Origin of the sequence: Microbispora sp. NBC_01389, assembly GCF_045040095.1 — a bacterium.
Taxonomy (GTDB): Bacteria; Actinomycetota; Actinomycetes; order Streptosporangiales; family Streptosporangiaceae; genus Microbispora.
In genome coordinates this window covers 4,709,841-4,733,345 of record NZ_CP109552.1, presented here as the reverse complement: position 1 = coordinate 4,733,345, position 23,505 = coordinate 4,709,841, and the positions used below count along the sequence as shown (strand labels likewise).

Sequence of the window (23,505 nt, the reverse complement as noted above, 5' to 3'; positions counted from 1 at the left end):
GGGGTCAGCCGGCGAGGCCGCGCAGGAGGACCGCGGTCTCCAGGGCGGCGATCGTCGCCTCGTACCCCTTGTCCTCGCTGCTGCCCGGCACGCCGGACCGCTCGACCGCTTGATCAAGGGTGTCACAGGTCAGCACCCCGTTGCCCACGGGGGTGGACTCGTCGAGGCCGACCCTGGTCAGCCCCGCGGTCACCGAGTCGCAGACGTAGTCGAAGTGGGCCGTGTCGCCCCTGATCACCACGCCGAGCGCGACGACGGCGTCACAGCGCCGCGCCAGGGCCTGCGCGACCACCGGGATCTCCAGCGACCCGGCCACCCGGGCCGTGACCACGGCCGCGCCGCTGTCCTCGGCCGCCCGGACGGCCCGGGCCAGGAGCTGGTCGGTGATCTTCTCGTGCCACCGGGCCGCGACGATGCCGACGGTGAGCCCGCCCGCCTCCACCGCCGCCGCGCCCGGCCGTCCCTCGCCGCTCATGCGCCCTCCTCGCCTGACGGCTCGGAGCCGCATGCGCGAAACGCGCTGTGCCTGCTCGTTCGCTCGCTTCGCTCACTCATGAGGCCTCCCTGCCGAAGTGCTCGCCGTGGATGTCGCGGGGTACGCCGCCGGAGATCTCGTGGCCGAGCCGGTCGCGCTTGGCCGTGAGATACCGCTCGTTGTAGGGGTTCATCGCCACCGGCATGGGTTCGCGGCCGAGGACCTTGACGCCGTAACCGTCCATGCCCCGCATCTTGGCCGGGTTGTTGGTCAGCAGCCGCACCGACCTCACGCCGAGGTCGGCGAGCATCTGCCCGGCGTTGGAGAACTCCCTGGCGTCCACCGGCAGCCCCAGCTCCAGGTTGGCGTCGACGGTGTCGCTGCCGTTGTCCTGCAGGCCGTAGGCCCGCAGCTTGGCCAGCAGGCCGATGCCCCGCCCCTCGTGCCCGCGCAGGTACACGATCACGCCGCGGCCGCACTCGGCGATCATCCGCATCGCGGTGTCGAGCTGCACCCCGCAGTCGCAGCGCAGGGAGCCGAGCACGTCGCCGGTGAGACACTCGGAGTGCGCCCGGACGAGCACGTTCTCGCCGTCGCCGAGGTCGCCGTACACCAGCGCGAGGTGCTCGCCGCCGTCGAGCGCGCTGGCGTAGCCGTACGCGCGCCACATGCCGTACCGGTTCGGGATGCCGGTCTCGGCGACCCGGGTGACCATCCGCTCCGACCGGCGGCGGTGCTCGACGAGCTGCTCGATCGACACGAGCGCGAGGTCGTGCTCGTCGGCGAACTCGCGCAGCCCCGGCAGGCGCGCCATCGTGCCGTCGTCGTTGACGATCTCGGCGAGCGCGCCGGCCGGGGACAGCCCGGCCAGCCGGGCGAGGTCCACCGACGCCTCGGTGTGGCCGCGGCGCGCCAGCACGCCGCCCTCGCGGTAGCGCAACGGGAAGATGTGTCCCGGCCGCACCAGCTCGTACGGCTCGGTCGCCGAGTCGCACAGGGTCCTGATGGTCCTCGCCCGGTCGGCGGCGGAGATGCCGGTCGTCACGCCGTCCCTGGCGTCCACGCTGATCGTGTACGCCGTGCGCAGGCGCTCGCGGTTGTCCTGCACCATCAGCGGCAGGCCGAGCCGGTCGAGCGTGGCGCCCTCCATGCCCACGCAGATGACGCCGCTGGTGTGGCGGATCATGAAGGCGACCAGCTCGGGCGTCGCCTTGGACGCGGCGAAGATGAGGTCGCCCTCGTTCTCGCGGTTCTCGTCGTCGACCACGACGACGGGCCGGCCATCCCGGATGTCGGCGACGGCCCGCTCTATCGGGTCCAGCCTGATCCCGCTCACGCGATCACCGCCCGCAGCGCGCGCGACTGGCGCAGCCAGTCGCGGAAGCCGATCATCACCATCAGGAAGAACAGCCCGTAGACCACCCCGGAGACGACCAGCCCGGAGCTGAACGCCAGCGGGACGCCCACGAGGTCGACGGCCACCCAGATGATCCAGAAGTCGACCAGGGCCCTGCCCTGCGCCCACGTCGCCGCCGCGCTGCCCACGAAGATGTACGCGTCGGGCCACGGGCTCCAGGAGATGTTCCAGCCCCGGGAGTTGAGGAAGGTGAAGGTCAGCGCCACCGCCACCGTCCCGGCCACGAGCAGGCCCAAGAGCGCCGCCCGCTCCCCCGGCCGCGCCGACCGGATCGGCAGCTGCGCGCCGCCGCGGGTGCCGCGCGACCACTTCACCCAGCCGTAGACCGCGAGGACGCCGAACAGCGCCTGCTTGAGCGCGTTGCCCGTGATGTGCGCGCCGACCGACGCCACGAACAGCAGGACCGACCCGAGCAGCTGCACCGGCCAGGTCCAGATCGTCTTCCTGATCGCGAGCCAGACCGTGCCCAGCGCGCACACGTTGCCCACCAGGTCGGTCCACAGGACGTGCTGGCCGTACACGTCGAATCCCGCCTCGGTCCAGCTCACGCCACGACCTCCCTGGCGGTCGCCGCGGTCAGCTTCTCGACGTACTTGGCGATGACGTCCACCTCGAGGTTGACCGGCTCGCCCGGCTGCTTGCGGCCGAGCGTGGTCAGCTCCAGGGTGGTGGGGATAAGGCTGACGGCGAAGGAGTCGCCGGTCACCGCCGCCACGGTCAGGCTGACCCCGTCCACGGCGATCGAGCCCTTCTCCACGACGTAGCGGGCGAGCCCGGCGGGCAGCGAGATCCGCACGACCTCCCAGTGCTCCCCGGGCTCGCGCGACAGCACCTCCCCGGTCCCGTCCACGTGGCCCTGCACGATGTGCCCGCCGAGCCGCTGGCCGGCCCGTACGGCGCGCTCCAGGTTGACCCGTGAGCCGGGGCGCAGCGCGCCGAGCGCGGACCTGACGAGGGTCTCCTTCATCACGTCGGCGGTGAAGGAGTCGCCCTCCGCGCCGGCCACGGTGAGGCACACGCCGTTGACGGCGATCGAGTCGCCGTGCCGGGCGTCGCCGGTGACGACCGGGCCGCGCACCGTGAGGCGCGCGGAGTCGCCCAGAGACTCCAGAGCCACGACCTCGCCGAGCTCCTCGACGATTCCGGTGAACATCTCAGCTCTCCTTAGGGGACTGTACGACCTGGGGATCGGTGACCAGGGGATCGGTGACCAGGGGATGCGCGGGAAGGGAGGACTGGTGCGCGGGGGTCTTGGGCCGCAGGACCACCTTGAGGTCCGGCCCGACGGGGGTCACCGAGGCGAACTCCAGCCGGTGGATCTCGGTGATCGTCGACACGCCCGCCGGGCCGAGGGCCGCCGCGCCGGCGCCCAGCAGCGCCGGGGCGAGGTAGCCGACGACCCGGTCGACCAGGCCCTCCCGCAGGAACGCGCCCGCGAGCGTGGGACCTCCCTCGACCAGCACGCTCACGATCCGCCTCCCGTGCAGCTCAGCCAGGAGGGCGTGGAGATCTATTCCCCCCTGGACACGGGGGATTCGTACGACCGGGGACAGGTGGGCGGGGACGGCGGCGTCCTCGGCCACCGCGACCAGCGTCGGCGCCGCGCCGTCCAGCACGCGGGCGCCGGCGGGGGTGCGGGCGCCGGGGTCGGCGACGACGCGCAGCACGGGCGCGACGCTCGGTTCGGCGCTTGATCCGGCGGGCGGCCGGACGGTCAGCCGGGGATCGTCGGCGAGCACGGTGCCGATGCCGGCGACGACGGCGTCGCTCTCGGCCCGCAGGCGGTGCACGTCGGCCCGCGCCTCCGGCGAGGTGATCCACTGGCTGGTGCCGTCGGAGGCCGCCGAGCGGCCGTCCATCGTCGCGGCGAACTTCCAGGTCACAAAGGGCCTGCGGGCCCGAACGAAGGTCAGCCAGGCGGCGTTGCCCTCCTCGGCCTCCGCCGTCAGCACGCCCTCGTCCACCCGCACGCCGTGCCGCCGCAGGACCTCCGCGCCGCCCGCGGCCACGGGGTTGGGGTCGGGGACGGCGACGACGACCCGCGCCACCCCGGCCTCCAGGAGGGCGGTGGCGCAGGGCCCGGTCCTGCCGGTGTGGGCGCACGGCTCCAGCGTCACGTAGGCCGTGCCGCCCCGGGCCCGCCCACCCGCGTCGCGCAGCGCCACGACCTCGGCGTGCGGGCCTCCGGCGTAGGCGTGGAAGCCCTCCCCGGCGACCTCGCCCGACGGGTCGAGGACGACGCAGCCGACGACGGGATTGGGGCTGGTGCCGCCCAGTCCGCGGGCGGCGAGCGCGATCGCGCGCCGCATGTGAAGGATGTCCCGCGAGGTCACCCGGTCTTCCTCTCGCCGTTGCCGTAACGGCGGGCCCCGGGGAACGATCGGGATGCGGCCACGCACCACCTGCGCGGGCAGCCCGCTGCCGGAGCGGCCCCGTGGGGGACGCCCGGCGGCACACGGCCGCCCGTTCGCGCGCTTCCTCCCATCCGGACTTTCACCGTCGGTCCTGGAGTCTCACCAGGTCCACCGGCCGATGGCTTCGGCCGGGTCGCGGACTTCACCCCTGGGGGCAGGGATGTCACCGCCGGTTCGGAATTACACCGACCCCGGAGCACGCTGCTCTGCTACCACCAGTGTAGCCATACCCGGCTCGACGGCCATAGTGCGGGATTGCGGTGATCGGAGAGGTGATCGAACAAGGATTCTTACCGTTGCGCTTCTTCTCGGGTATGTGTGGGTTATGTCACAAAGTTGTGACATAAGTGCATTCATGTAATATGCAGTGTCCCGCGACGCGTCCACCAAGGTCAACGCGGCCGCAGGACACAAGGTGATTTACATTGCACAACGAAGCAGGAACGCGGCGAACTGTCCGCGCGAAGTGATTGACCCCTGCCAAATCAGTTGCCAGGGTTCCCTATAGTCGGATCTCTTCCGATCGTTAATGGTCCACCCGGGAGCAACGAACCATGACGTTCCCCCCCTCGACCGCGACCGACGCCGCCGCGGAGCCCGCGGACACCGCGGACCCGGCCGCGTCCGGTTCCGCCGTCGTCGGCCGCTCGCCCGGGCGGCTCATGTGGCGCCGCTTCCGGCGCGACAGGACAGGCGTCGCCTCGGCGATCGTCGTGCTCGCCTTCTTCCTGATCGCGCTCCTGGCTCCCGTGATCGCCGGGTTGTACGGCAAGGACCCGTACACCACGTACGGGCAGAACCAGCCCGGGCTGCTCAACCCGTTCGGCTATCCCGTCGCGCCGAACGGCGGCATCAGCGGGGACTTCTGGTTCGGCCTGGAGCCCGGCCTGGGCCGCGACGTCTTCACGCAACTGGTGTACGGCATCCGCACCTCGCTGAGCATCGCCGTCATCGTGACCGTTCTCACCACGATCATCGGGGTCGTGATGGGCATCACGTCGGGTTACATCGGCGGCCGCACCGACTACGTGATCGGGCGGGTCATCGACACGCTGCTCGCGTTCCCCTCGCAGCTCTTCCTGATCGTCTTCCTCCCGGTCGTCGAGGCGGCTCTCGTGCTGCCCGAGGAGGAGACGCCCGTCTGGCTGCGGTACGTGTCGATCTGCGTCGTCCTCACCGTCCTCGGCTGGGCCACGATCGCCCGCCTGCTGCGCGCCCAGGTGCTGTCGCTGCGGGCCCGCGAGTTCGTGGAGGCCGCCCGCGTGACCGGCGCGTCGCCGGCCCGGGTGATCTTCAAGGAACTGCTGCCCAACCTCTGGACGCCGATCATCATCCAGGCCACGCTCGCGCTCCCGCTCTACGTCGGCGCGGAGGCGGGACTCGGCTTCCTCGGCGTGGGCATGACCGAGCCCACCCCCGACTGGGGCCGCATGTTCCAGGTGGGCGTGAACGTCTACCACTCCGACGTCACCTACCTGCTGTTCCCCGGCGTCTCGATGCTGATCTTCGTGGTGGCCTTCAACCTGCTCGGAGACTCCATCCGCGACGCCTTCGACCCACGCACCAAGCGCTGACCCATGAGCGCGCATCTCCATAGGAAGGACCACATGAGATCGCACAGCAGGCGATTCGTCTCCATGACGGCCGTGCTCGCGGCGGGCGCGCTGGCGCTGGCCGGCTGCGCCAAGGGCGGTGGCGGCGGGGCCCCCGAGGGCGCCGCGGGCAGCTCCCAGAAGCCGCTGGAGAACAAGGCCGTCAGCGCGATATCGGTCGGCACCGCCGACGACTCCGCGGGACCCGCCCCCGAGGTCCCGGGCGCCAAGCCGGGCGGCACGGTCTACATGATCGACCGTGACGACTTCAGCCACCTCGACCCCGGCCGCGTCTACATGAACTACAACGCCTCGGTGTCGGCCCTGTTCACCCGGACGCTGACCAACTACAAGCAGGACGACGCGGGCAACATCAAGCTCGTCGGCGACCTCGCGACCGACACGGGCGCCACCACCGACGGCGGCAAGACCTGGAAGTTCACCCTCAAGGACGGCCTGAAGTGGCAGGACGGCGCGCCGATCACCTCCGCTGACGTCAAGTACAGCTTCGAGCGCCTGTTCGCCGACTTCATCACCGAGGGCCCCGACTACGCCGAGACCTGGCTTGTCCCCGACGCGAACAAGCCGTTCCGCGACCAGTACAAGGGCCCGTACGACGGCAAGGAACTCGACACGATCGAGACGCCGGACGACAAGACGGTGGTCTTCCACCTGAACGCGGCGCACCCGGACTTCAACTTCACCGTCGCCATGACCGGCTACGGCGCCGTGCCGAAGGCGCACGACACCAAGCAGAAGTACGACAAGCAGCCCTGGTCGTCCGGTCCGTACAAGATCGTCAGTCACGTGACGGACAAGTCGCTCGACCTGGAGCGCAACGAGAACTGGGACAAGAACACCGACCCGATCCGGCACGCGTACCCGGACAAGTTCCACATGGAGTTCGGCCTGCAGAGCCAGCAGTCCACCGAGCGCTTCATGGCCGACGCGGGCAACGACAAGCAGGCGTTCACCTTCCACAACCCGGTCGCCCCCGAGCGGATCCAGGAGGTGCTCGGCAACGCCGACCTGATGAAGCGGTCGCTGCAGGGCCTGACGCCGTTCACGACCTTCTACAACATCAACACCAAGCGGATCACGGACGTCAACGTCCGCAAGGCGATCCAGCTGGCCTGGCCGTCCAAGCAGATCCAGCAGCTCCAGGGCGGCGAGATCTCGGCCGGGAAGATCGCCACCACCGTGATGAGCCCGACCGTGCTGGGCTACGAGGCGTTCGACCTGTACGAGAAGTCGAGCAAGCCCGAGGGCGACCCCGAGGCCGCGAAGGCGCTGCTGGCGAAGGCCGGGAACGCCACCCCGACCATCGTCTACGCCTACAACCAGACGCCGACGCAGGAGAAGGTCACCATCGCCATCAAGGAGGCGCTGGCCAAGGCCGGGATCAAGGTGGTGGGCAAGCCGCTGAACGCGGGCACCTACTATGACGCCATCGGCCCGGTGGACAACAAGTTCGACGTCTACTGGGGCGGCTGGGCGGCCGACTGGCCGACCGGCTCCACCGCGATCCAGCCGCAGTTCGACGGCCGCCAGATCTCCGACAACGCGCCGAACTACAGCCACCTGAACGTGCCGGAGATCGACTCGGCCATCGACCAGGCCAACGCGGCCACCGACCCCGCCGAGGCGGGCAAGGCGTGGGCCGCGATCGACCGGCAGATCATGGAACAGGCCGCGATCATCCCCGAGTTCTACCAGACCTACTTCGGCCTGTACGGCTCGGGCCTCGGCGGGGTGCGGTTCGACCCGATCCAGGGCGAGCAGTCCGCGCTGAACATCTACGTGAAGTAGCACCACCCGGGTCCGCCGCCGCCCCCGCGGGCGGGCGGCGGGCCCCCGCCCGTTCCGACCGCTGGAGCACGTACGAGACCATGACCAGCTTCCTGGTACGCCGGATCCTCGGCGCCCTCATGATCCTGCTGATCATCAGCGCGGTCACGTTCTACCTCTTCTACGCCGTCCCCCGCGACCCCGCCCGGGCGTTCTGCGGCAAGATCTGCCCGCCGGAGACGCTCCAGCTGGTCCGGCACAACCTGGGCATGGACGAGCCGCTGTTCGTGCAGTACTGGCACTGGCTGGCGGGAATCTTCGCCGGCCGGGAGCTCGTGCAGTTCGGCGACTGCCCCGCCCCCTGCCTCGGCTACTCCTTCGCCACCCAGGAGCCGGTGTTCGGCGCCATCGTGGACCGCTTCCCGGTGACGCTGTCCCTGACCTTCGGGGCGTCGATCGTCATCCTCGCGTTCGGCATCATCACCGGCATGATCGCGGCGTGGAAGGTCGGGCAACCGCTCGACAAGATCGCCAGCGCCTCGTCCGTCATCGGGGCCTCGCTGCAGATCTACTTCATCGGCCCGCTGCTGGCCTTCTACCTCGTCGACACCATGCAGCTGATCCCGCGCCCGTCCTACGTGCCGATCACCGACGACCCGGTGGGCTGGTTCACCCACCTGCTCCTCCCGTGGGTGGTGCTGTCGATCATCTTCACCGCGAACTACACCCGGATGACCCGCTCCCAGATGGTGGAGCAGCTCGCCGAGGACTACGTCCGCACGGCGCGGGCCAAGGGCATGTCGAACCGCACGGTGTTCTTCCGGTTCGCCTGGCGCGGCGCGATGATCCCCATCGTCACGATCTTCGGTGTCGACCTCGCCACCCTGCTGGGCGGCGCCATCATCACCGAGCAGACGTTCACCCTGCACGGCATCGGCGAGCTGGCCGTACGCGCGGTGCAGAACAACGACCTGCCGATGCTGCTCGGGGTGACCATCGTGGGCGCCGCGATGATCGTCCTCCTCAACATCGTGGTGGACGCGCTCTACGCGTTCATCGACCCGCGGGTCCGCCTGACCTGAGCCGCGCCGCATCGAGCCGTACGCCCGAAATCTGGAACTGGAGCAGCAAGTGACCACCGTGTCGTGGAGCGGCGAGCCGGGGACCTCTCGCGGCCCCGGGCCGTTCCTGTCCGTCCGTGACCTGAGCGTCGAGTTCGACACCGAGGACGGCGTCGTCCACGCCGTCGACGGTCTGTCCTTCGATCTGGAGAAGGGCACCACGCTCGGCATCGTCGGCGAGTCGGGGTCGGGCAAGTCCGTCACCAACCTCGCCATCCTCGGCCTGCACAATCCGGCGTACACGCGGATCGGCGGCGAGATCTGGCTGGAGGACAAGGAGCTGATCTCCGCCGAGCGCACGACGATGGAGAAGCTCCGCGGCGACCGGGTCGCGATGATCTTCCAGGACCCGCTGACCGCGCTGTCACCGTTCCACACGATCGGCCGGCAGATCGGCGAGGTCTTCCGCAAGCACCGGGGCGCGAGCAAGAAGGAGGCCCGGGACCGGGCCGTCGAGATGCTCCGGCGGGTGGGCATCCCGCAGCCGGAGGTGCGGGTGGACCACTATCCGCACGAGTTCTCCGGCGGCATGCGGCAGCGCGCCATGATCGCCATGGCGCTGGTCTGCGACCCGGACCTGCTCATCGCCGACGAGCCGACCACCGCGCTCGACGTCACCGTGCAGGCGCAGATCCTCGACCTGCTCAAGGACCTGCAGCAGCAGTTCGGCACCTCGATCATCCTGATCACGCACGACCTCGGGGTCGTCGCCAACACCGCCGACAACGTGCTCGTCATGTACGCCGGGCGGGCGGCCGAGCGCGGCACGGTCCGCGAGGTGCTGCGCGAGCCGCGCCACCCCTACACGTGGGGCCTGCTGTCGTCGATGCCACGGCTGAACTCCAGCGTGGACGTCCCGCTGAAGCCGGTGCGCGGCACTCCCCCGAGCCTGCTCAACCCGCCGTCCGGCTGCCCCTTCCACCCGCGCTGCGACTATCCGCGGCTCGCGGGGCCCGAACTGTGCTTCGGGCAGCGGCCGGACGTCTCCCCCGAGACGGGCCACGGGGACGCCTGTTATCTCACCCTCGCGCAGAAGAGCGAACTTCGCACCGCCCAGACCGAGCAGACCGAGGACCGGACGGAGGACCCCGCATGAACGAGACGCTGCTGGAGCTCAAGGGCCTGGTCAAGCACTTCCCCGTACGGGGCGGCGCGCTGGTCAAGCGCCAGGTCGGGGCCGTCCACGCGGTGGACGGCATCGACCTCGCCGTCGGCGAGGGCGAGACCGTGGGCCTGGTGGGCGAGTCGGGCTGCGGCAAGTCCACCACCGGCCGCCTCGCGGCCCGCCTGCTCGAACCCACCTCGGGCGAGATCCTCTATCGCGGGCGGAACATCGCCCACAGCTCGCGCCGGGATCTCAAGCCGATCAGGCCCGAGATCCAGATGATCTTCCAGGACCCGTACAGCTCGCTCAACCCGCGCCAGACCGTCGGCACGATCATCCGCGGGCCGATGGAGGTCAACGACATCGACCCGCCCGGCGGGCGCAGGCAGCGGGTGCAGGAACTGCTGGAGATCGTCGGCCTCAACCCCGAGCACTACAACCGCTTCCCGCACGAGTTCTCCGGCGGCCAGCGGCAGCGCATCGGGATCGCCCGGGCCCTGGCGCTCGACCCCAAGCTGATCATCGCCGACGAGCCGGTGTCGGCGCTGGACGTCTCCATCCAGGCGCAGGTGGTCAACCTGCTGCAGGAACTGCAGCGCGACCTCGGCATCGCGTTCCTGTTCATCGCGCACGACCTCGCGATCGTCCGGCACTTCTCCCAGCGGGTCGCGGTCATGTACCTCGGCAAGATCGTCGAGATCGGTGACCGGGCGTCGATCTACGAGCGGCCCCGGCACCCGTACACGCACGCCCTGCTGTCGGCGGTGCCGGAGCCCGACATGTCGAGCGAGCCGCGTGAGCGCATCCGCCTGGCGGGCGACGTGCCCTCGCCGATCAACCCGCCGTCCGGCTGCCGGTTCCGCACGCGCTGCTGGAAGGCGCAGGACAAGTGCGCCGAGGAGGTGCCGCCCCTGGTCCGGCTCAGCGGCAACCGCGAGGGCCACCTGACCGCGTGCCACTTCCCCGAGGCGCCCACCACCCAGGGCGAGGACGTGGTCCTCGACCCCGCCCTGGCCTGACCCCCGTCAGGCGGGCGGGGTGGCCCGCTCGGCGAGGTTCCTGAGCTCCTCGACGGCGCGGGCGGGGTCGTCGGCGCCGTAGACGGCGTTGCCGGCCACGAAGACGTCGGCCCCGGCCTCGGCGCAGCGCTCGATGGTCTCCGTGGACACGCCGCCGTCGACCTGGAGCCACACCTCGCCGCCGTACTTGTCGATAAGCGTGCGGGCCCGCGACACCTTCGGCAGCACGATGTCGAGAAAGCGCTGCCCGCCGAAGCCGGGCTCCACGGTCATGACGAGCAGCATGTCGATCTCGGGCAGCAGGTCCTCGTAGCCCTCCACGGCGGTCGCCGGGTTCAGCGCCAGACCGGCCCTGGCCCCGGCCGCGCGGATCGCCCGCAGCGTGCGCACGGCCGCCTTGGCCGCCTCGGCGTGGATCGTGACGCTGCCCGCGCCGGCCTCGGCGTAGTCGGGCGCCCACCGGTCCGGCTCCTCGATCATGAGGTGGCAGTCGACCGGCGTCGAGGTCGTCTTCAGCAACGACTCGACGACCGGCAGGCCGAGCGTGAGGTTGGGCACGAACCGGTAATCCATGACGTCGACGTGGAGCCAGTCGGCGACGTTCTCGACCCGCGCGGCCTCGTCGGCGAGGCGGGCGAAGTCGGCGGACAGGATGCTGGGCGAGATCTGAACGGCCATAGTCCCTGCAGTCTATTCAGCCCTGACGCCATGTCCCCGTGCCTGCCCGTGCCTGACCGGTGCCCGACCCGTGCCGCCCCGGGAGGCCGTGGCGACGGCGCTCCTCAGGGACGGCGCAGCAGGGCCAGGAACATCGCGTCGGTGCCGTGCCGATGCGGCCAGAACTGCGCGTACGGCCCGTCGCCGAGCCCCGGGACCTCGGGCAGGAACGCCCGCGCGTCCAGCACCTCGGCCCGGTCGCGCACGTCCTCCACCACCGCGCGGGTCTCGGCCAGGTGCGGCGAGCAGGTCACGTACGCCACCACGCCGCCCGGCCTGACGGCCTCCAGCGCCGAGTCGAGCAGCCGCCGCTGCAGCGCGGTGAGCTCGGGGATGCTCCGGGGGTCGCGCCGCCACCGGGCCTCCGGCCGCCTGCGCAGCGCGCCGAGCCCGGTGCAGGGCGCGTCGAGCATCACCCGGTCGAACGCGCCGGGCCGCCAGGCGGGCCGGGTGCCGTCCGCCGTGATCACCTTCGCCTCGCGGGTGGTGCCCCAGACCAGACGGGCGCGGTGATACTGCAGGTCGGCGGCGAGCAGCCGGGCGCCCCGCTCGGTGGCCACCGCATCGAGCAGCCCGGCCTTCCCGCCGGGGCCCGCGCACATGTCCAGCCAGGTCGTGTCGTGGTCGAGCGGCACGCGGGTCAGCGCGAGCGCGACCAGCTGGCTGGCCTCGTCCTGGACCGCCGCCCGCGCCTCCCCCACCGCCGCGAGGGAGCCGGGGTCGCCCTCCGGCAGATACGCGGCGTACGGCGAGTAGGCGGCGGGCTCCGCCCCGGCGTCGACCAGTTCCGCCACCGTGGCCCGCCCGGGCCGCGCCACCAGCGCCACCCGGGGCCGCTCGTTGTCGGCCTCCAGCAGCGCGGCCGTCTCGTCCAGGTCGCCGCCGACCGCGTCGCGCAGCGCGGTGACGATCCAGCGCGGATGGCTGTGGGTGACGGCGAGGTTGCCGGTCGGGTCCTCCTCGCGGGGCGGCGCCACGATCTCCAGCCACTGCTCCAGCGTGCGGCCCGCGACCTTCCGCAGCACGGCGTTGGCGTACTTGGACGGGCCCGGCCCGACGCGCAGCCGTACGAGGTCGATGGTGGCGCTGACGGCGGCGTGGGGCGGGATCCGCGTGCTCAGAAGCTGGTGCACGCCGAGACGCACCGCGTCGAGCAGCGGCGGGTCGACCTTCTCCGGCGGGCGGTCGCTGCACGCGGCGATCACCTCGTCGTAGGTGCCGAGGCCGCGCAGCGTCCCGTAGGCCAGCTCGGTGGCGAGGGCGGCGTCCCGGCCGCCGATCCGCCGCTGCCGCAGCAGCGTGGGCAGGAGCAGGTTGGCGTACGCGTCGCGCTCGTCGACGGCCCGCATCAGGTCGTAGGCGGCGTTGCGTGCCTCGTCGCGCGGCGGGCGGCCACGGCCCTGCCTCCGCTGCCCGGCCTTCGCCGCGTGCGCGGCCTGCCCGGCGTGCCCCGCCTGCGCGCCGCCTCCGGGCCGGGCCCGGCCGGAACCGCCACGCTGTCCTCGTCCGCTCTGGCCCCCGCTCGGGCCGCCCTGGCTTCCCGCCTGGCCGCCCCACCGGCCGCGCCCCGCGCCGCCCGCGGCGTCGCCGCCCTGACCCCTGCCCTGCTTCACCCTGCCGCCCTCAACCCTGCCGCTCTCGACCCTGTCATCCGCGAACCAGCCCGAAACCCTCAGACCAGCGTCTCACCGTCGGCGAAACGGACACCGCGGCCCCACTCGGCGGCGGTCATCTGCCGCTTGCCCTGCGGCTGCACCTCGCCGAGCTCGACGGGGTGGCTGGCGGTTCCGACGAGCACGGCCTTCCTGGTGGCCGCGATCTCGCCCGGCGCGAGCTTGTCCGCGTCGGGGGCGAGCCGCACCGGGCCGATCTTGACCCGCTGGCCGCGGAACTCCGTCCATGCGCCGGGAGCGGGGGCGCAGGCCCGGACGAGCCGGTCCACCCGCATCGCGGGCGCGGCCCAGTCGACGCGCGCGTCGTCGACCTCGATCTTGGGGGCGAGGCTGACGCCCTCCGCGGGCTGCGGGCGCGCCTCCAGCGCGCCGTCCTCGACGCCGTCCAGAGTGGCCAGCAACAGGCCCGCGCCCGCCTCGGCGAGCCGGGCCAGCAGCGTGCCGCTGGTGTCGTCGTCGCGGATCGGCTCGGTCAGCACGCCGAAGACCGGCCCGGCGTCCAGTTCCTTCACGATGCGGAAGGTCGAGGCGCCGGTCAGGTCATCGCCGTGCAGCACGGCGTGCTGGACGGGGGCCGCGCCCCGCCACGCCGGCAGCACGGAGAAGTGGAGGTTGATCCAGCCGCGGGGTGGGATGTCGAGGGCCGTCTGCGGGAGCAGTGCGCCGTAGGCGACCACCGGGCAGCAGTCCGGGCCGATCGCCCGCAGCCGCTCCAGGAAGTCCGGGTCGCCGGCCTTCGCCGGTTTGAGCACCTCGATGCCCGACTCCTCCGCGAGCTGGGCCACCGGGCTGGGGTGCACCCTCCGCCCGCGGCCCGACTGCGCGTCCGGCCGGGTGACGACGGCGGCCACCTCGTGTCGGGGCGAGTCCAGCAGGGCGCGCAGCGACGGCAACGCGGTGTCGGGGGTGCCGGCGAAGACCAGGCGCACTACAGGGCCCGTCCCTGCGTGGCGTGCGGCGAGAGCTTCACCACCGGGGCCGACAGGCCGCTCCACTCGGCCTCGCGGATCGCCTTCATGGCGAGCTTGCGCTGCTTGACGTCCATCCTGTCGATGAACAGCACGCCGTCCAGGTGGTCGGTCTCGTGCTGGAAGCAGCGCGCCATGATGTCGGTGCCCTCGATCGTCACCGGCTCACCGTGCATGTCGAAGCCCTTGGCGACCGCCCGGATCGCCCGCGGCGTGGGGAAGGACAGGCCGGGGAAGGACAGGCAGCCCTCCTCGCCGTCAGCGTCCAGCTCGTCACCGAGGTCGAGATCGGGGTTGATGACGTGCCCGAGCTGCTCGTCCACGTAGTAGGTGAACACACGCAGCCCGACGCCGATCTGCGGCGCGGCGAGCCCGGCGCCCGGCGCGTCCATCATCGTGTCGGTCAGGTCCTTCACGAGCCTGCGCAGCTCCTTGTCGAAGTCGACCACCGGCTCGGCCGGCGTGCGCAGCACGGGATCGCCGAACAGGCGGATCGGCTGAATGGCCAAGGGTCGGCTCCGTTCACGTCATGCACACGAGGAGGATCACCACAGTCTAAGGGCGTGAACGCGCCTTCATCGCCGTCTTCCTGGCCGTCTTCGCGATCAGCGGATCGGGGTGGTGCCGGCCGAGCATCTCCAGCACGGCGAGGGCGTCGGGGTGGTCGGCCCGGCCCATCTCGGGCACCAGCGCGAGCAGGTCCTCGCCGAGCAGGTCGAAATGGGCCACCGAATCGACCGGGGCGCCGATGTAGAGCAGGGCGGCGAGGGTGTCCACCGCCACCCAGGCGCCGTCGCCCTCGCCGAGGGCGGGCGCCTCCAGGTCACGCACGCCCAGCCAGGCCGCGGCGTAGCGCCACATCATCGGCTCGTCCAGGGCCTCCCGTACGGCCTGGGCGGCCTCGGGGCCGAGCTCCTCCAGCACGGTCCCCGCGGTGCCGCGCTGGGCCGCGTCACCCGACGCGGCGATCTTGATGAGCTCCCGCGCGGCGTCCTCCGGGACCCGGCGCTCCAGCCACAGGGTGGCGGCGCTGGCGGACGCCCGGCCGTGCAGCATCGCGTCGATGAGGTCGGCCGCCCCCAGCTCGGCCAGCGCGGCCACCTCGCCCAGGGACGGCGCGTCGTGCCCCTCCCGCAGCAGGTCGCGGCGCACCGCCCACACGCCCGGCCGGCTGAGGCGGACCAGCTCGCCGGTCAGCTCGATCAGGCCGCAGTACTCCAGCAGCGCCATCGCCGCCGACAGCTCGCCCGGCAGGGTCATCCGCAGCCGCCGCAGGTCCGCCGCCCGCCCCTCGCAGCCCACCTCGTGCGCCTGCAGGATGCCTCCGGCGAGCGCCGCGAGCGGCATGCCCTCGCGCACCGAGTAGATCGTGGCGAGGATCTCGGTGAGATGCTCGTCGACCACGGCCGAGCCGGTGAGGCCCTCCTCCGTCCGGTCGAGCACGTCCATGACCACGCCGTCCCAGAACTCCATGGGGTCCGGGACGCCCGGCCCGGAGCGGGCGCCCTGGCGGGTGACCTCCACGAGACGGCCGTTCACCGCGACCACCCACAGCAGCCGGAGCCGGGCGGCCGCCAGGCCCAGCGCGGCGACGGCCGCCTCCGCCTCGGCCGGGTGCGGCAGCCCCTGCTCGGTCACCTCGCAGAAGCCCCGGGGGGAGGCCGCGCAGCGGCCCTCGACCCACTCGGCGAGGCGGCGGGCGTCGCGTACGAGGGGGACCTCCCGGACCGCGTGGACGAGCTCCTCGTCGGGGGCGATGTCGACCGGCGGGAAGGTGAGCACGTCGCTGTCGGCCATTCCAGCAACTTACTGCACAGCAGTCACCTGATGCCCCGCGAACGTGCCTTGAAGGCGGCTTTCCGGGCGGCCTTCGCGGCCGCCTGGTCCCGCAGCGTGTTGCCGAGCAGCTCCAGGACCTCGACGACGTCGGGGTGCTCCACCCGCCACATGTCCTCGATCAGATGCGGGGGCGGGCCGGAGGCCGCGATGTTCTCCGCGAAGCCCTCGGGGTCGGCCTCGGCGGCGGGCAGCGCCAGCGCCAGCATGTCGACGCTCATCCACAGCACCTCGTCCGGCGTGAGCGCGGGGGCCTCCAGGCCGCGCGAGGACAGCCAGTGGATGGCGTGCGGGCGGAGCTCGGCGTCGTCCAGGTAGGTCCGCACGACGGGAGCCGCCTCCCGGCCCAGCCGGTCGACGATGGTCACCGCGACCCCGCGCACCTCCGCCGGGGCGCCCGCGACGGCGGCCAGCAGCTCCTCCGCGGCCTCCTCGGGCGTACGGCGGGACAGCCACTCGGCGATGTCCCGCTCGGCCGCCTCGTCCGCCGGGCCGTCGCCGATGAGGCCGGCGATGAGGCCGCTCGCGTCACCCTCGGCCAGGTCGGGGGCGAGCGGCGCGTCCAGGCCCATGCCCGCGTAGACCTCGCGCAGGCCCCACAGGGCGTGCGGGGTGAGGGTCAGGCCGTCCTCCGTACGCTGGACCGTTCCCGCGTACGCCAGGCCGTTCAGCGCCTCGTCGAGCCGTCCCACCGGCCGCCCGTCGGCCAGCTCACGCAGGTAGTCGGCGAGCGCGTCCACCGGGACGGGCGACTGCAGCCGGTAGAGCAGATCGTGGATCTGGGCCATCCCGTCGTCGACCACCCGCTCGCCGGTCAGCGGCACCAGACCCTCGACCAGCAGCTCCAGCGCCCCCGTCCAGAGGTCGAGCACCTCCTCGTCGCCGCGCCCCGCCAGGTCGCGGAAGCCCTCGGCCGCCTCGACGGCCGGAGGGCCGGAGTGGGCCAGCCCCAGTTCGAGCGCCAGGCGCCAGGCGGCCTCGGGCCGTCGCACGCCGAGGCCGTCCCTGATCGCGCGGGCGTCCGCGGCGCGCAGCGAGCGGCGCAGGGTGAGGGTGCGGCGGCCCTCCGCCAGCCACGTCACCACGCGGTGGGCGTCGGCGAGCAGCGGCACCTCGCGCGCCGCGCGCGCCACCTCCTCGGGCGGCGCGAGCCGTACGGGTGGCAGCGGCGCGCAGCCGGGGCAGTCGCAGTCGGGGCCGTCCGGCTCCCCCTCGGCCCGGCCGCCCGCGGCGTCGAGCTCCAGCGAGTCGGGGCCGATGGCGCTGAACAGGCTCTTGGCCATGCCGAACTTGGACGTGTCGGCGAGCGCCCGGGGCATCTCGGGCTCAATCTCGTCGATCGTCGTCCGCATGCGGGCGGCGGTCTTGCCGCCGATCTCGCCCGTGTCCAGGAGGAACTCGACCAGCGTGCGCGCCGCGGCGACCGTCTCCGGCGCGCTCTCGGGCGGCGCGATGACCTTGCGCGGGTAGATCTCCAGCAGGAGCTCCTCGAAGGTGCCCGGCCGGAAATCACCCAGCTCGTTCACCTCCAGATAGTCGCTGGCGTAGTCGCACAGCAGCCGTACCTCGTCGACGTCGACCTCGACGTTCCTCTCCCGCCCCCAGGCGCGGAGGCCGTCGACGGCCCGGTTCACCCATTCGATCGACACACACGCACGCTAACGGCTCGCTTTGTGCGAGGCGAATCGGTCAGATGAGATCGAGCGGATCAATGTTCACTCGGACCACCTCCGGTGCCTTGCGTGCCGAGCGCACCCCGGAGGCGCCCTTGAGCGCTCGGGCGAGCGCCGAGCCGAGATGGCGCGGCACCCGGACCATGGCGCGCTCCTGCCCGCCGTCCACCGGCACCGGCCCCAGCACCTGGGCCCCCGGGGGCAGATCGGCGCCCGCGAGCGTCTCCCTGACGGCGGCCGCCGGGCCGGTCAGCGTCGCCATCCGCACGGCCGGCGGGAAGCCCAGCTCGGCCCGGTCGTCGAGCTCCCGCTCGGCGAAGGTGACGGGGTCCCAGCGCAGCAGGGCCTGCACGGCCGGGACCGCCGCGTCGGCCAGGACGACCAGCTCACCCGCCGGCCGCAGCAGCGCGGCGGCGTTCGCCCAGCGCCGCAGGGTCTCCTCGGCCGCGCGCAGGTCGGGACGGCCGAGCAGGGCCCATCCGTCGAGCAGCACAGCGGCCGCGTAGCCGCCGGCGGGCACCGGTTCGGCCCCGGGAGTCGCCACGACCAGCGACGGGGCGCCGCTCACCCTGGCCAGGACCCCGTCGCGCCCGCTCGTGCGCACGGCCACGGACGGGAAGGCCCGGCCCAGCTCCTCCGCCGTGCGCCGGGCGCCGACGATCACGGCCCGCACGCCGTTCCCCCCGCAGGAGGGGCAGCGCCAGTCGCCCGCGATCCGGCCGCACCAGCGGCAGTACGGCATGGCGTGCCCGCCCCGCAGGGCCAGCGGTCCCGAGCAGACCGGCCCTGTGTTCGACGGCTCGGTGGGCGACGGCCCTGTGTTCGACGGCCCTGTGTTCGACGGCTCGGTGGCGGGGCGCGTCGGCGGCGCGCCCGAGCAGCGGGCGGGGGCGCGGCAGTGGCGGCACGCGAGCGCGGGCAGGTAGCCCCTGCGCGGCACCTGCACGAGAACCGGCCCGTGCTCCAGGCCCTCGCGCAGCGCCCGCCAGGCGACGCTGGGCAGGCGGGCGGCCCTGGCCGCCTGGTCGCGGGCCAGTTCGGCGTCGTCGCCCGCCGGGCGGACCCTCGGGGCCCGCGCCCGGACCGCCGCGCGGTCGGGCACCAGCGGGCCGGCCCAGCCCGTCTCGACGAGCGCCGTCGCCTCGGCGGTGCGGGCGTAGCCCCCCACGAGCAGGCCCGCGCCCGCCTGGTGGGCGCGCAGGCCGAGGACCTCCCGCGCGTGGGGATAGGGGGCGTGCCGCTCGGCGTGCAGGTCGTCGCCGTCGTCCCAGATGACCGCGAGGCCCAGCCGGGCCACCGGGGCGAAGGCCGCGGGGCGGTTGCCCACCGCGATGCCGGCCTCCCCGCGCAGTGCCTTGAGCCAGCGCCGGTATCGCTCGGCGGGCCCGAGGTCCGCGGTGATCGCGACATGCGGGGTGTCGCCGAGGGCCTCGGTCACCAGCGCCACGTCCTTGCCGTCGGGAACCACCACGACGACGCCCCGGCCGCCCTCCAGCGTCGCCCGCGCGGCCGCCGCGATGGCGTGGGGCCACGCCGGTCCGCCCGCGTCCGTGCCGGGCAGGGCGGTCCACACCGCCCGCGGCGCCCTGCCCTCCGCCAGCGCCTCCAGGAACGAGACCCCCGCCGGATAGGCCTCCCACGGACCCGCGTACGCGCTCACCGGCGTAGGCCTCGTCTGTTCCCGAGCCGCGTGCCGGCCCGCCTCGTCGCCCTCCGCCGGGGCGGCCGCGTCGGTGTCGGCGGGGAGATCGGCGTCGGTGTCGCCGGGGAGATCGGCGTCGGTGTCGCCGGGGAGATCGGCGGGGAGATCGGCCCGGCGGACGGGGGTGCGCGCCTCGGCCTCGACCCGGGCGTGCCGCGGCGGAATCGCCAGCCGCAGGACGTCGGGCAGGGTCCCCGCGTAGCGGTCGGCCACCGCGCGGGCCAGGCGGGCGATCTCGGGGGTGAGAACGGGCTCCGGGGAGATCACCCGCTCCAGGAAGGACAACCGTCCCTCGTGCTCACTCTCGGCCAGCCGTTCGAGCAGGTAGCCGTCGGCGAGCTGGCCGGCGAAGCGGACCCGCACGCGGCAGCCGGGCACGGCCTCGGCGTCCATCGCGGCGGGGACGAGGTAGTCGAACGGCCGGTCCAGGTGCGGTAACGGCGTGTCCACCACGATCCGGGCGACCGGAAGGCTCGCCGCCGCCTCACGCGCCCCCTTGCGCGCGCCCGCCCGGCCCCGCTCGGAGCCCGCCGCACGTGTCCGCGCGCTGTCTTCACGCGTCCGCGCGCTGTCTTCACGCGTCCGCTCGGTGCCGCCACGCGTCCGCTCGGTGGGCCGGGTGAACCGCTTCCCGGCGGCGGGAGGCGCCGGGAGGAGCGCCTCCTGCGGATGCGGGGCACGGGTCGGCTCGGTCACGTGTACGTCCTACCAGACCCGGCGGACCGCAACAGCCCGTGGTCGCGCCGAACCGGCGGGGCCGCCGGGACTGGTCAGGAAGCCGGCTTGCCGCAGCCGGGCGCGCCGGTCCGGCGCCGCCGCGAAGGGCGGCGCCGGACCGGCGCGACGACAGGCGGCGAGGTCCCTCAGGGACGGGTCACAGGCCCGCGGCGGTGCGCAGGGCGTCGGCCCGGTCGGTGGACTCCCAGGAGACGCCCTCACGGCCGAAGTGGCCGTACGCGGCGGTCTCGGAGTAGATCGGGCGCAGCAGGTCGAGGTCGCGGATGATCGCGGCGGGGCGCAGGTCGAAGACCTGGAGCACCGCGTCCTGGATCACGTTGACCGGCGCCTTCTCGGTGCCGAACGTCTCGACGAACAGGCCGACCGGCTGCGCCTTGCCGATCGCGTACGCCACCTGGACCTCGCAGCGGTCGGCCAGACCGGCCGCGACGACGTTCTTGGCGACCCAGCGCATCGCGTAGGCGGCCGAACGGTCCACCTTGGACGGGTCCTTGCCCGAGAAGGCGCCGCCGCCGTGGCGGGCCATGCCGCCGTACGTGTCGATGATGATTTTGCGGCCGGTGAGCCCGGCGTCGCCCATGGGGCCGCCGATCTCGAAGCGGCCGGTCGGGTTCACCAGCAGGCGGTATCCCTCGGTCTCGATCTCCAGGTCGGCCAGCACCGGCTCCACGACGTGCTCGCGGATGTCGGGGGCCAGCATCTCCCGCAGGTCGATCTCCGGGGCGTGCTGGGTGGAGACCACCACGGTGTCGAGGCGGACCGGCCGGTCGCCGTCGTACTCGATCGTGACCTGGGTCTTGCCGTCCGGGCGGAGGTAGGGAACGGTCCCGTTCTTGCGGACCTCCGACAGGCGCCGGGCCATCCGGTGCGCGAGCGTGATCGGCAGCGGCATCAGCTCGGGGGTCTCGCGGCAGGCGTAGCCGAACATCAGGCCCTGGTCGCCCGCGCCCTGGCGGTCGAAGTCGTCGGCGCCCTCTCCCGCACGGTGCTCGTAGGCGTCGTCCACGCCCTGGGCGATGTCCGGCGACTGGGCGCCGATGGACACCGACACGCCGCAGGAGGCGCCGTCGAAGCCCTTGTGGGAGGCGTCGTACCCGATCTCGAGGATCTTCTCCCGGATCAGGGCGGGGATGTCGACGTAGGTCTCCGTCGTCACCTCGCCGGCGACGTGGACCTGGCCAGTGGTGATCAGCGTCTCGACGGCGACCCGGCTCTTCGGGTCGTCCTTGAGCATCGCGTCGAGAATCGCGTCACTGATCTGGTCAGCGATCTTGTCCGGGTGGCCCTCGGTGACCGACTCGGAGGTGAACAGGCGACGGGACAACTCTGGGCTCCTCATGCAGCGGCTGCTGACGTCTGTGAACGACCGGCGGTAGGGCCTACCGGCGGCGTTCGATGCTCACGCGAGTCTAGCCTCAGGCGATGCGGCGCGGGACAGCCATACCGGGTACCGGCCCCGTCACCGCTCCCCCGATCGGCGGCGGGAAGGACGTGCCCGCAGAGGCGCCGGACGCCCGTCAGAGGTCGGGGAGGGGATCTCTGGGCAGGTCACCCGGGGAGAAGGCCTCGGCGTCGGCGGCCGCGACCACCGCCGCGTACTCGTCGTCGACCTCCAGGGTCATGCCGTCGATCTCGATCTTCGGTCCCGACCCGAACTCGAGCGGTCCGAGGCGGGTGCGGCGAGGATAGCGGGCCCACACCCGCGACGGCTCGTCCCGCGTGAGCATCTTGGTGGACAGCAGCGTGACCGAGCGGTTCGTCACGACGACGAGAAAACTGATCATGGCGGGCGGAGGCAGCGCCACCGCGGGAAAGACGTAGCGGATGTCCTCGCCGGGGCCGAGCATGGCCCGGCAGCGCTCTCGGATCGTGGCGGACACCGGCATGGCGATCGCTCCCTCGACGCACCCTGCGGAGGTGGGCACGGACGCCCGCACCGGCACCACTCGAGGTCCACGAGGGGTCGAGGTCCGCGAGGGGTCAGGGGAGACGCCGTACCACCAGGTTCCACACTACGTCGGCGAGATCCTCTTTGGGACCCCTCGGAATCTCCACCGGCTCTCCCTCCGCGGTGAGGACGACGGCGGCGTTGTCGGGCGTGCCGAAGGCGAGGTTCTCCCCCACCTGGTTGACCACGAGGAGGTCGCAGCCCTTGCGTTCCAGCTTGGCGCGCCCGTTGGCGAGCACGTCGTCCGTCTCCGCCGCGAAACCGACGATCACCCGGGGGTGCGTCCCGCTCCCGGCCCGGCGGGTCTCCCCCAGCTCAGCCAAGATGTCCGGATTTTTCGTGAGATGGATTGGATCGGGTTCGGCAGCCGACTTCTTGATCTTCGTGCCGCTCTGCCGTACGGGCCGGAAGTCCGCGACGGCGGCGGCCATGACGACGGCGTCGGCGTGCTCCGACGCGGCCAGGACCGCCTCGCGGAGCTGGGCCGCCGACTCGACCCGCACGACCTTCGCGCCCGCCGGGTCGGGCAGCGCCACGTTGGCCGACACCAGCGTGACCTCCGCACCCCTGGCGACGGCCGTACGGGCGAGGGCGTATCCCTGCAGCCCGGAGGAGCGGTTGCCGATGAAGCGGACGGGGTCGATCGCCTCTCGGGTGCCGCCGGCGGAGACGACGACGTGCCGTCCCGCCAGATCGCCGCCGCGGCCCGCGAGCACGCGCCGGCAGACCTCGAAGATCTCGGCGGGGTCCGGCAGCCGCCCGGTGCCCGTGTCGGCGCCGGTGAGCCTGCCGGTCGCGGGTTCGATCACCACCGCGCCCCGCTCCCGCAGCGTCCCCACGTTGGCGCGCGTGGCGGGGTGCTCCCACATCTCGGTGTGCATCGCGGGCGCGAACACCACCGGGCAGCGCGCCGTGAGCAGCGTGTTGGTGAGCAGGTCGTTCGCCATGCCGTGCGCGGCCCGGGCCAGCACGTCGGCCGTCGCCGGGGCGACGACCACCAGGTCGGCGGACTGCCCGATGCGCACGTGCGGCACCTCGTGCACCGACTCCCACACCTCGGTGGTCACCGGGTTGCCCGACAGCGCGGCCCAAGTCGGTTCACCCACGAAACGCAGGGCGTCCCTGGTCGGCACGACGCGCACGTCGTGCCCCGACTCCGTGAAGAGGCGCAGCAGCTCGCAGGACTTGTAGACCGCGATGCCCGCGCTCACTCCCAGCACGATCGTGTTTCCCGCTTCGCTCACCGGGGCGCTCACTTCCGATATGTCGTGCCAGAGGCTCGCTGGGAACACAGCCCTCGTCGCACTCTGGTCGCTTCG

The 23,505-nt window shown here is 72.8% G+C and carries 20 protein-coding genes and 1 riboswitch; of the genes, 5 read left to right on the top strand and 15 right to left on the bottom strand.

The genetic code is table 11. From position 1 onward, the window contains the following. Positions 1–4 precede the first annotated feature (4 nt). The 5 genes from ribH to ribD all read right to left on the bottom strand — a co-directional run bounded on the left by ribH (position 5) and on the right by ribD (position 4,225). On the bottom strand, positions 5–475 hold the full coding sequence (gene ribH / locus OG344_RS21425; RefSeq protein WP_327045091.1) for a 6,7-dimethyl-8-ribityllumazine synthase: 471 nt from the start codon (positions 473–475) through the stop codon (positions 5–7). A gap of 76 nt (positions 476–551) precedes the next feature. Then, positions 552–1,811 (bottom strand): bifunctional 3,4-dihydroxy-2-butanone-4-phosphate synthase/GTP cyclohydrolase II, encoded by a 1,260-nt coding sequence (locus OG344_RS21420; RefSeq protein WP_405084598.1) that lies wholly within the window; start codon positions 1,809–1,811, stop codon positions 552–554. After that, entirely contained in the window at positions 1,808–2,440 is a 633-nt protein-coding gene (locus OG344_RS21415; RefSeq protein WP_405084597.1) for a nicotinamide riboside transporter PnuC, read from the bottom strand. Before OG344_RS21415 ends, OG344_RS21420 begins: the two co-directional genes overlap by 4 nt. Continuing rightward, the gene (locus tag OG344_RS21410; RefSeq protein ID WP_405084596.1) at positions 2,437–3,045 is read right to left on the bottom strand and encodes a riboflavin synthase; all 609 of its coding nucleotides are present in this window, start codon (positions 3,043–3,045) and stop codon (positions 2,437–2,439) included. The genes OG344_RS21415 and OG344_RS21410 overlap by 4 nt, the downstream gene beginning before the upstream one ends. Before the next feature lies 1 nt (position 3,046). Further along, positions 3,047–4,225, bottom strand: a complete 1,179-nt coding sequence (gene ribD, locus OG344_RS21405; RefSeq protein ID WP_405084595.1) for a bifunctional diaminohydroxyphosphoribosylaminopyrimidine deaminase/5-amino-6-(5-phosphoribosylamino)uracil reductase RibD — start codon at positions 4,223–4,225, stop codon at positions 3,047–3,049. A 134-nt stretch (positions 4,226–4,359) separates the two neighbouring features. Then, positions 4,360–4,510: riboswitch (FMN riboswitch) on the bottom strand. A 350-nt stretch (positions 4,511–4,860) separates the two neighbouring features. On the opposite strand from ribD, the gene OG344_RS21400 reads away from it, so the two are divergent. The 5 genes from OG344_RS21400 (at position 4,861) to OG344_RS21380 (ending at position 10,931) form a co-directional block, all read left to right on the top strand. Beyond that, positions 4,861–5,880 carry an ABC transporter permease gene (locus OG344_RS21400; protein ID WP_405084594.1) on the top strand — a complete coding sequence of 340 codons (1,020 nt, stop codon included), beginning with the start codon at positions 4,861–4,863 and terminating at the stop codon, positions 5,878–5,880. A gap of 33 nt (positions 5,881–5,913) precedes the next feature. Next, positions 5,914–7,707 (top strand): ABC transporter substrate-binding protein, encoded by a 1,794-nt coding sequence (locus OG344_RS21395; RefSeq protein ID WP_405084593.1) that lies wholly within the window; start codon positions 5,914–5,916, stop codon positions 7,705–7,707. A gap of 80 nt (positions 7,708–7,787) precedes the next feature. Continuing rightward, positions 7,788–8,768, top strand: coding sequence for an ABC transporter permease (locus tag OG344_RS21390; protein ID WP_405084592.1), 981 nt, complete (start codon positions 7,788–7,790; stop codon positions 8,766–8,768). A gap of 49 nt (positions 8,769–8,817) precedes the next feature. Beyond that, the gene (locus OG344_RS21385; protein WP_327045084.1) at positions 8,818–9,903 is read left to right on the top strand and encodes an ABC transporter ATP-binding protein; all 1,086 of its coding nucleotides are present in this window, start codon (positions 8,818–8,820) and stop codon (positions 9,901–9,903) included. Further along, a complete protein-coding gene (locus tag OG344_RS21380; protein ID WP_405084591.1) occupies positions 9,900–10,931 on the top strand; it encodes an ABC transporter ATP-binding protein in 1,032 nt (343 codons plus the stop codon). The genes OG344_RS21385 and OG344_RS21380 overlap by 4 nt, the downstream gene beginning before the upstream one ends. A gap of 6 nt (positions 10,932–10,937) precedes the next feature. Here the strand turns inward: OG344_RS21380 and rpe are convergent, their stop codons facing one another. The 10 genes from rpe to coaBC form a co-directional block, all read right to left on the bottom strand. Next, positions 10,938–11,609, bottom strand: a complete 672-nt coding sequence (rpe, locus tag OG344_RS21375; RefSeq protein WP_150933048.1) for a ribulose-phosphate 3-epimerase — start codon at positions 11,607–11,609, stop codon at positions 10,938–10,940. Positions 11,610–11,713: 104 nt separating this feature from the next. Beyond that, complete coding sequence (locus OG344_RS21370) at positions 11,714–12,997, bottom strand: RsmB/NOP family class I SAM-dependent RNA methyltransferase (RefSeq protein WP_405089134.1); 1,284 nt, start codon at positions 12,995–12,997, stop codon at positions 11,714–11,716. A 323-nt stretch (positions 12,998–13,320) separates the two neighbouring features. Further along, entirely contained in the window at positions 13,321–14,250 is a 930-nt protein-coding gene (gene fmt, locus OG344_RS21365; protein ID WP_327045082.1) for a methionyl-tRNA formyltransferase, read from the bottom strand. Further along, positions 14,250–14,798 carry a peptide deformylase gene (def, locus tag OG344_RS21360; RefSeq protein ID WP_327045081.1) on the bottom strand — a complete coding sequence of 183 codons (549 nt, stop codon included), beginning with the start codon at positions 14,796–14,798 and terminating at the stop codon, positions 14,250–14,252. Before def ends, fmt begins: the two co-directional genes overlap by 1 nt. A gap of 46 nt (positions 14,799–14,844) precedes the next feature. Further along, positions 14,845–16,086 carry a hypothetical protein gene (locus tag OG344_RS21355; protein WP_327045080.1) on the bottom strand — a complete coding sequence of 414 codons (1,242 nt, stop codon included), beginning with the start codon at positions 16,084–16,086 and terminating at the stop codon, positions 14,845–14,847. Positions 16,087–16,109: 23 nt separating this feature from the next. Beyond that, positions 16,110–17,774 carry a hypothetical protein gene (locus tag OG344_RS21350; protein WP_405084590.1) on the bottom strand — a complete coding sequence of 555 codons (1,665 nt, stop codon included), beginning with the start codon at positions 17,772–17,774 and terminating at the stop codon, positions 16,110–16,112. A gap of 40 nt (positions 17,775–17,814) precedes the next feature. Further along, a complete protein-coding gene (locus OG344_RS21345) occupies positions 17,815–20,196 on the bottom strand; it encodes a primosomal protein N' (protein WP_405084589.1) in 2,382 nt (793 codons plus the stop codon). 178 nt (positions 20,197–20,374) lie between these two features. Then, complete coding sequence (gene metK / locus OG344_RS21340) at positions 20,375–21,562, bottom strand: methionine adenosyltransferase (protein WP_405084588.1); 1,188 nt, start codon at positions 21,560–21,562, stop codon at positions 20,375–20,377. Positions 21,563–21,755: 193 nt separating this feature from the next. Then, the gene (locus OG344_RS21335; protein WP_405084587.1) at positions 21,756–22,175 is read right to left on the bottom strand and encodes a hypothetical protein; all 420 of its coding nucleotides are present in this window, start codon (positions 22,173–22,175) and stop codon (positions 21,756–21,758) included. A gap of 43 nt (positions 22,176–22,218) precedes the next feature. Next, a complete protein-coding gene (coaBC, locus tag OG344_RS21330; RefSeq protein WP_405084586.1) occupies positions 22,219–23,430 on the bottom strand; it encodes a bifunctional phosphopantothenoylcysteine decarboxylase/phosphopantothenate--cysteine ligase CoaBC in 1,212 nt (403 codons plus the stop codon). Positions 23,431–23,505: the final 75 nt, after the last annotated feature.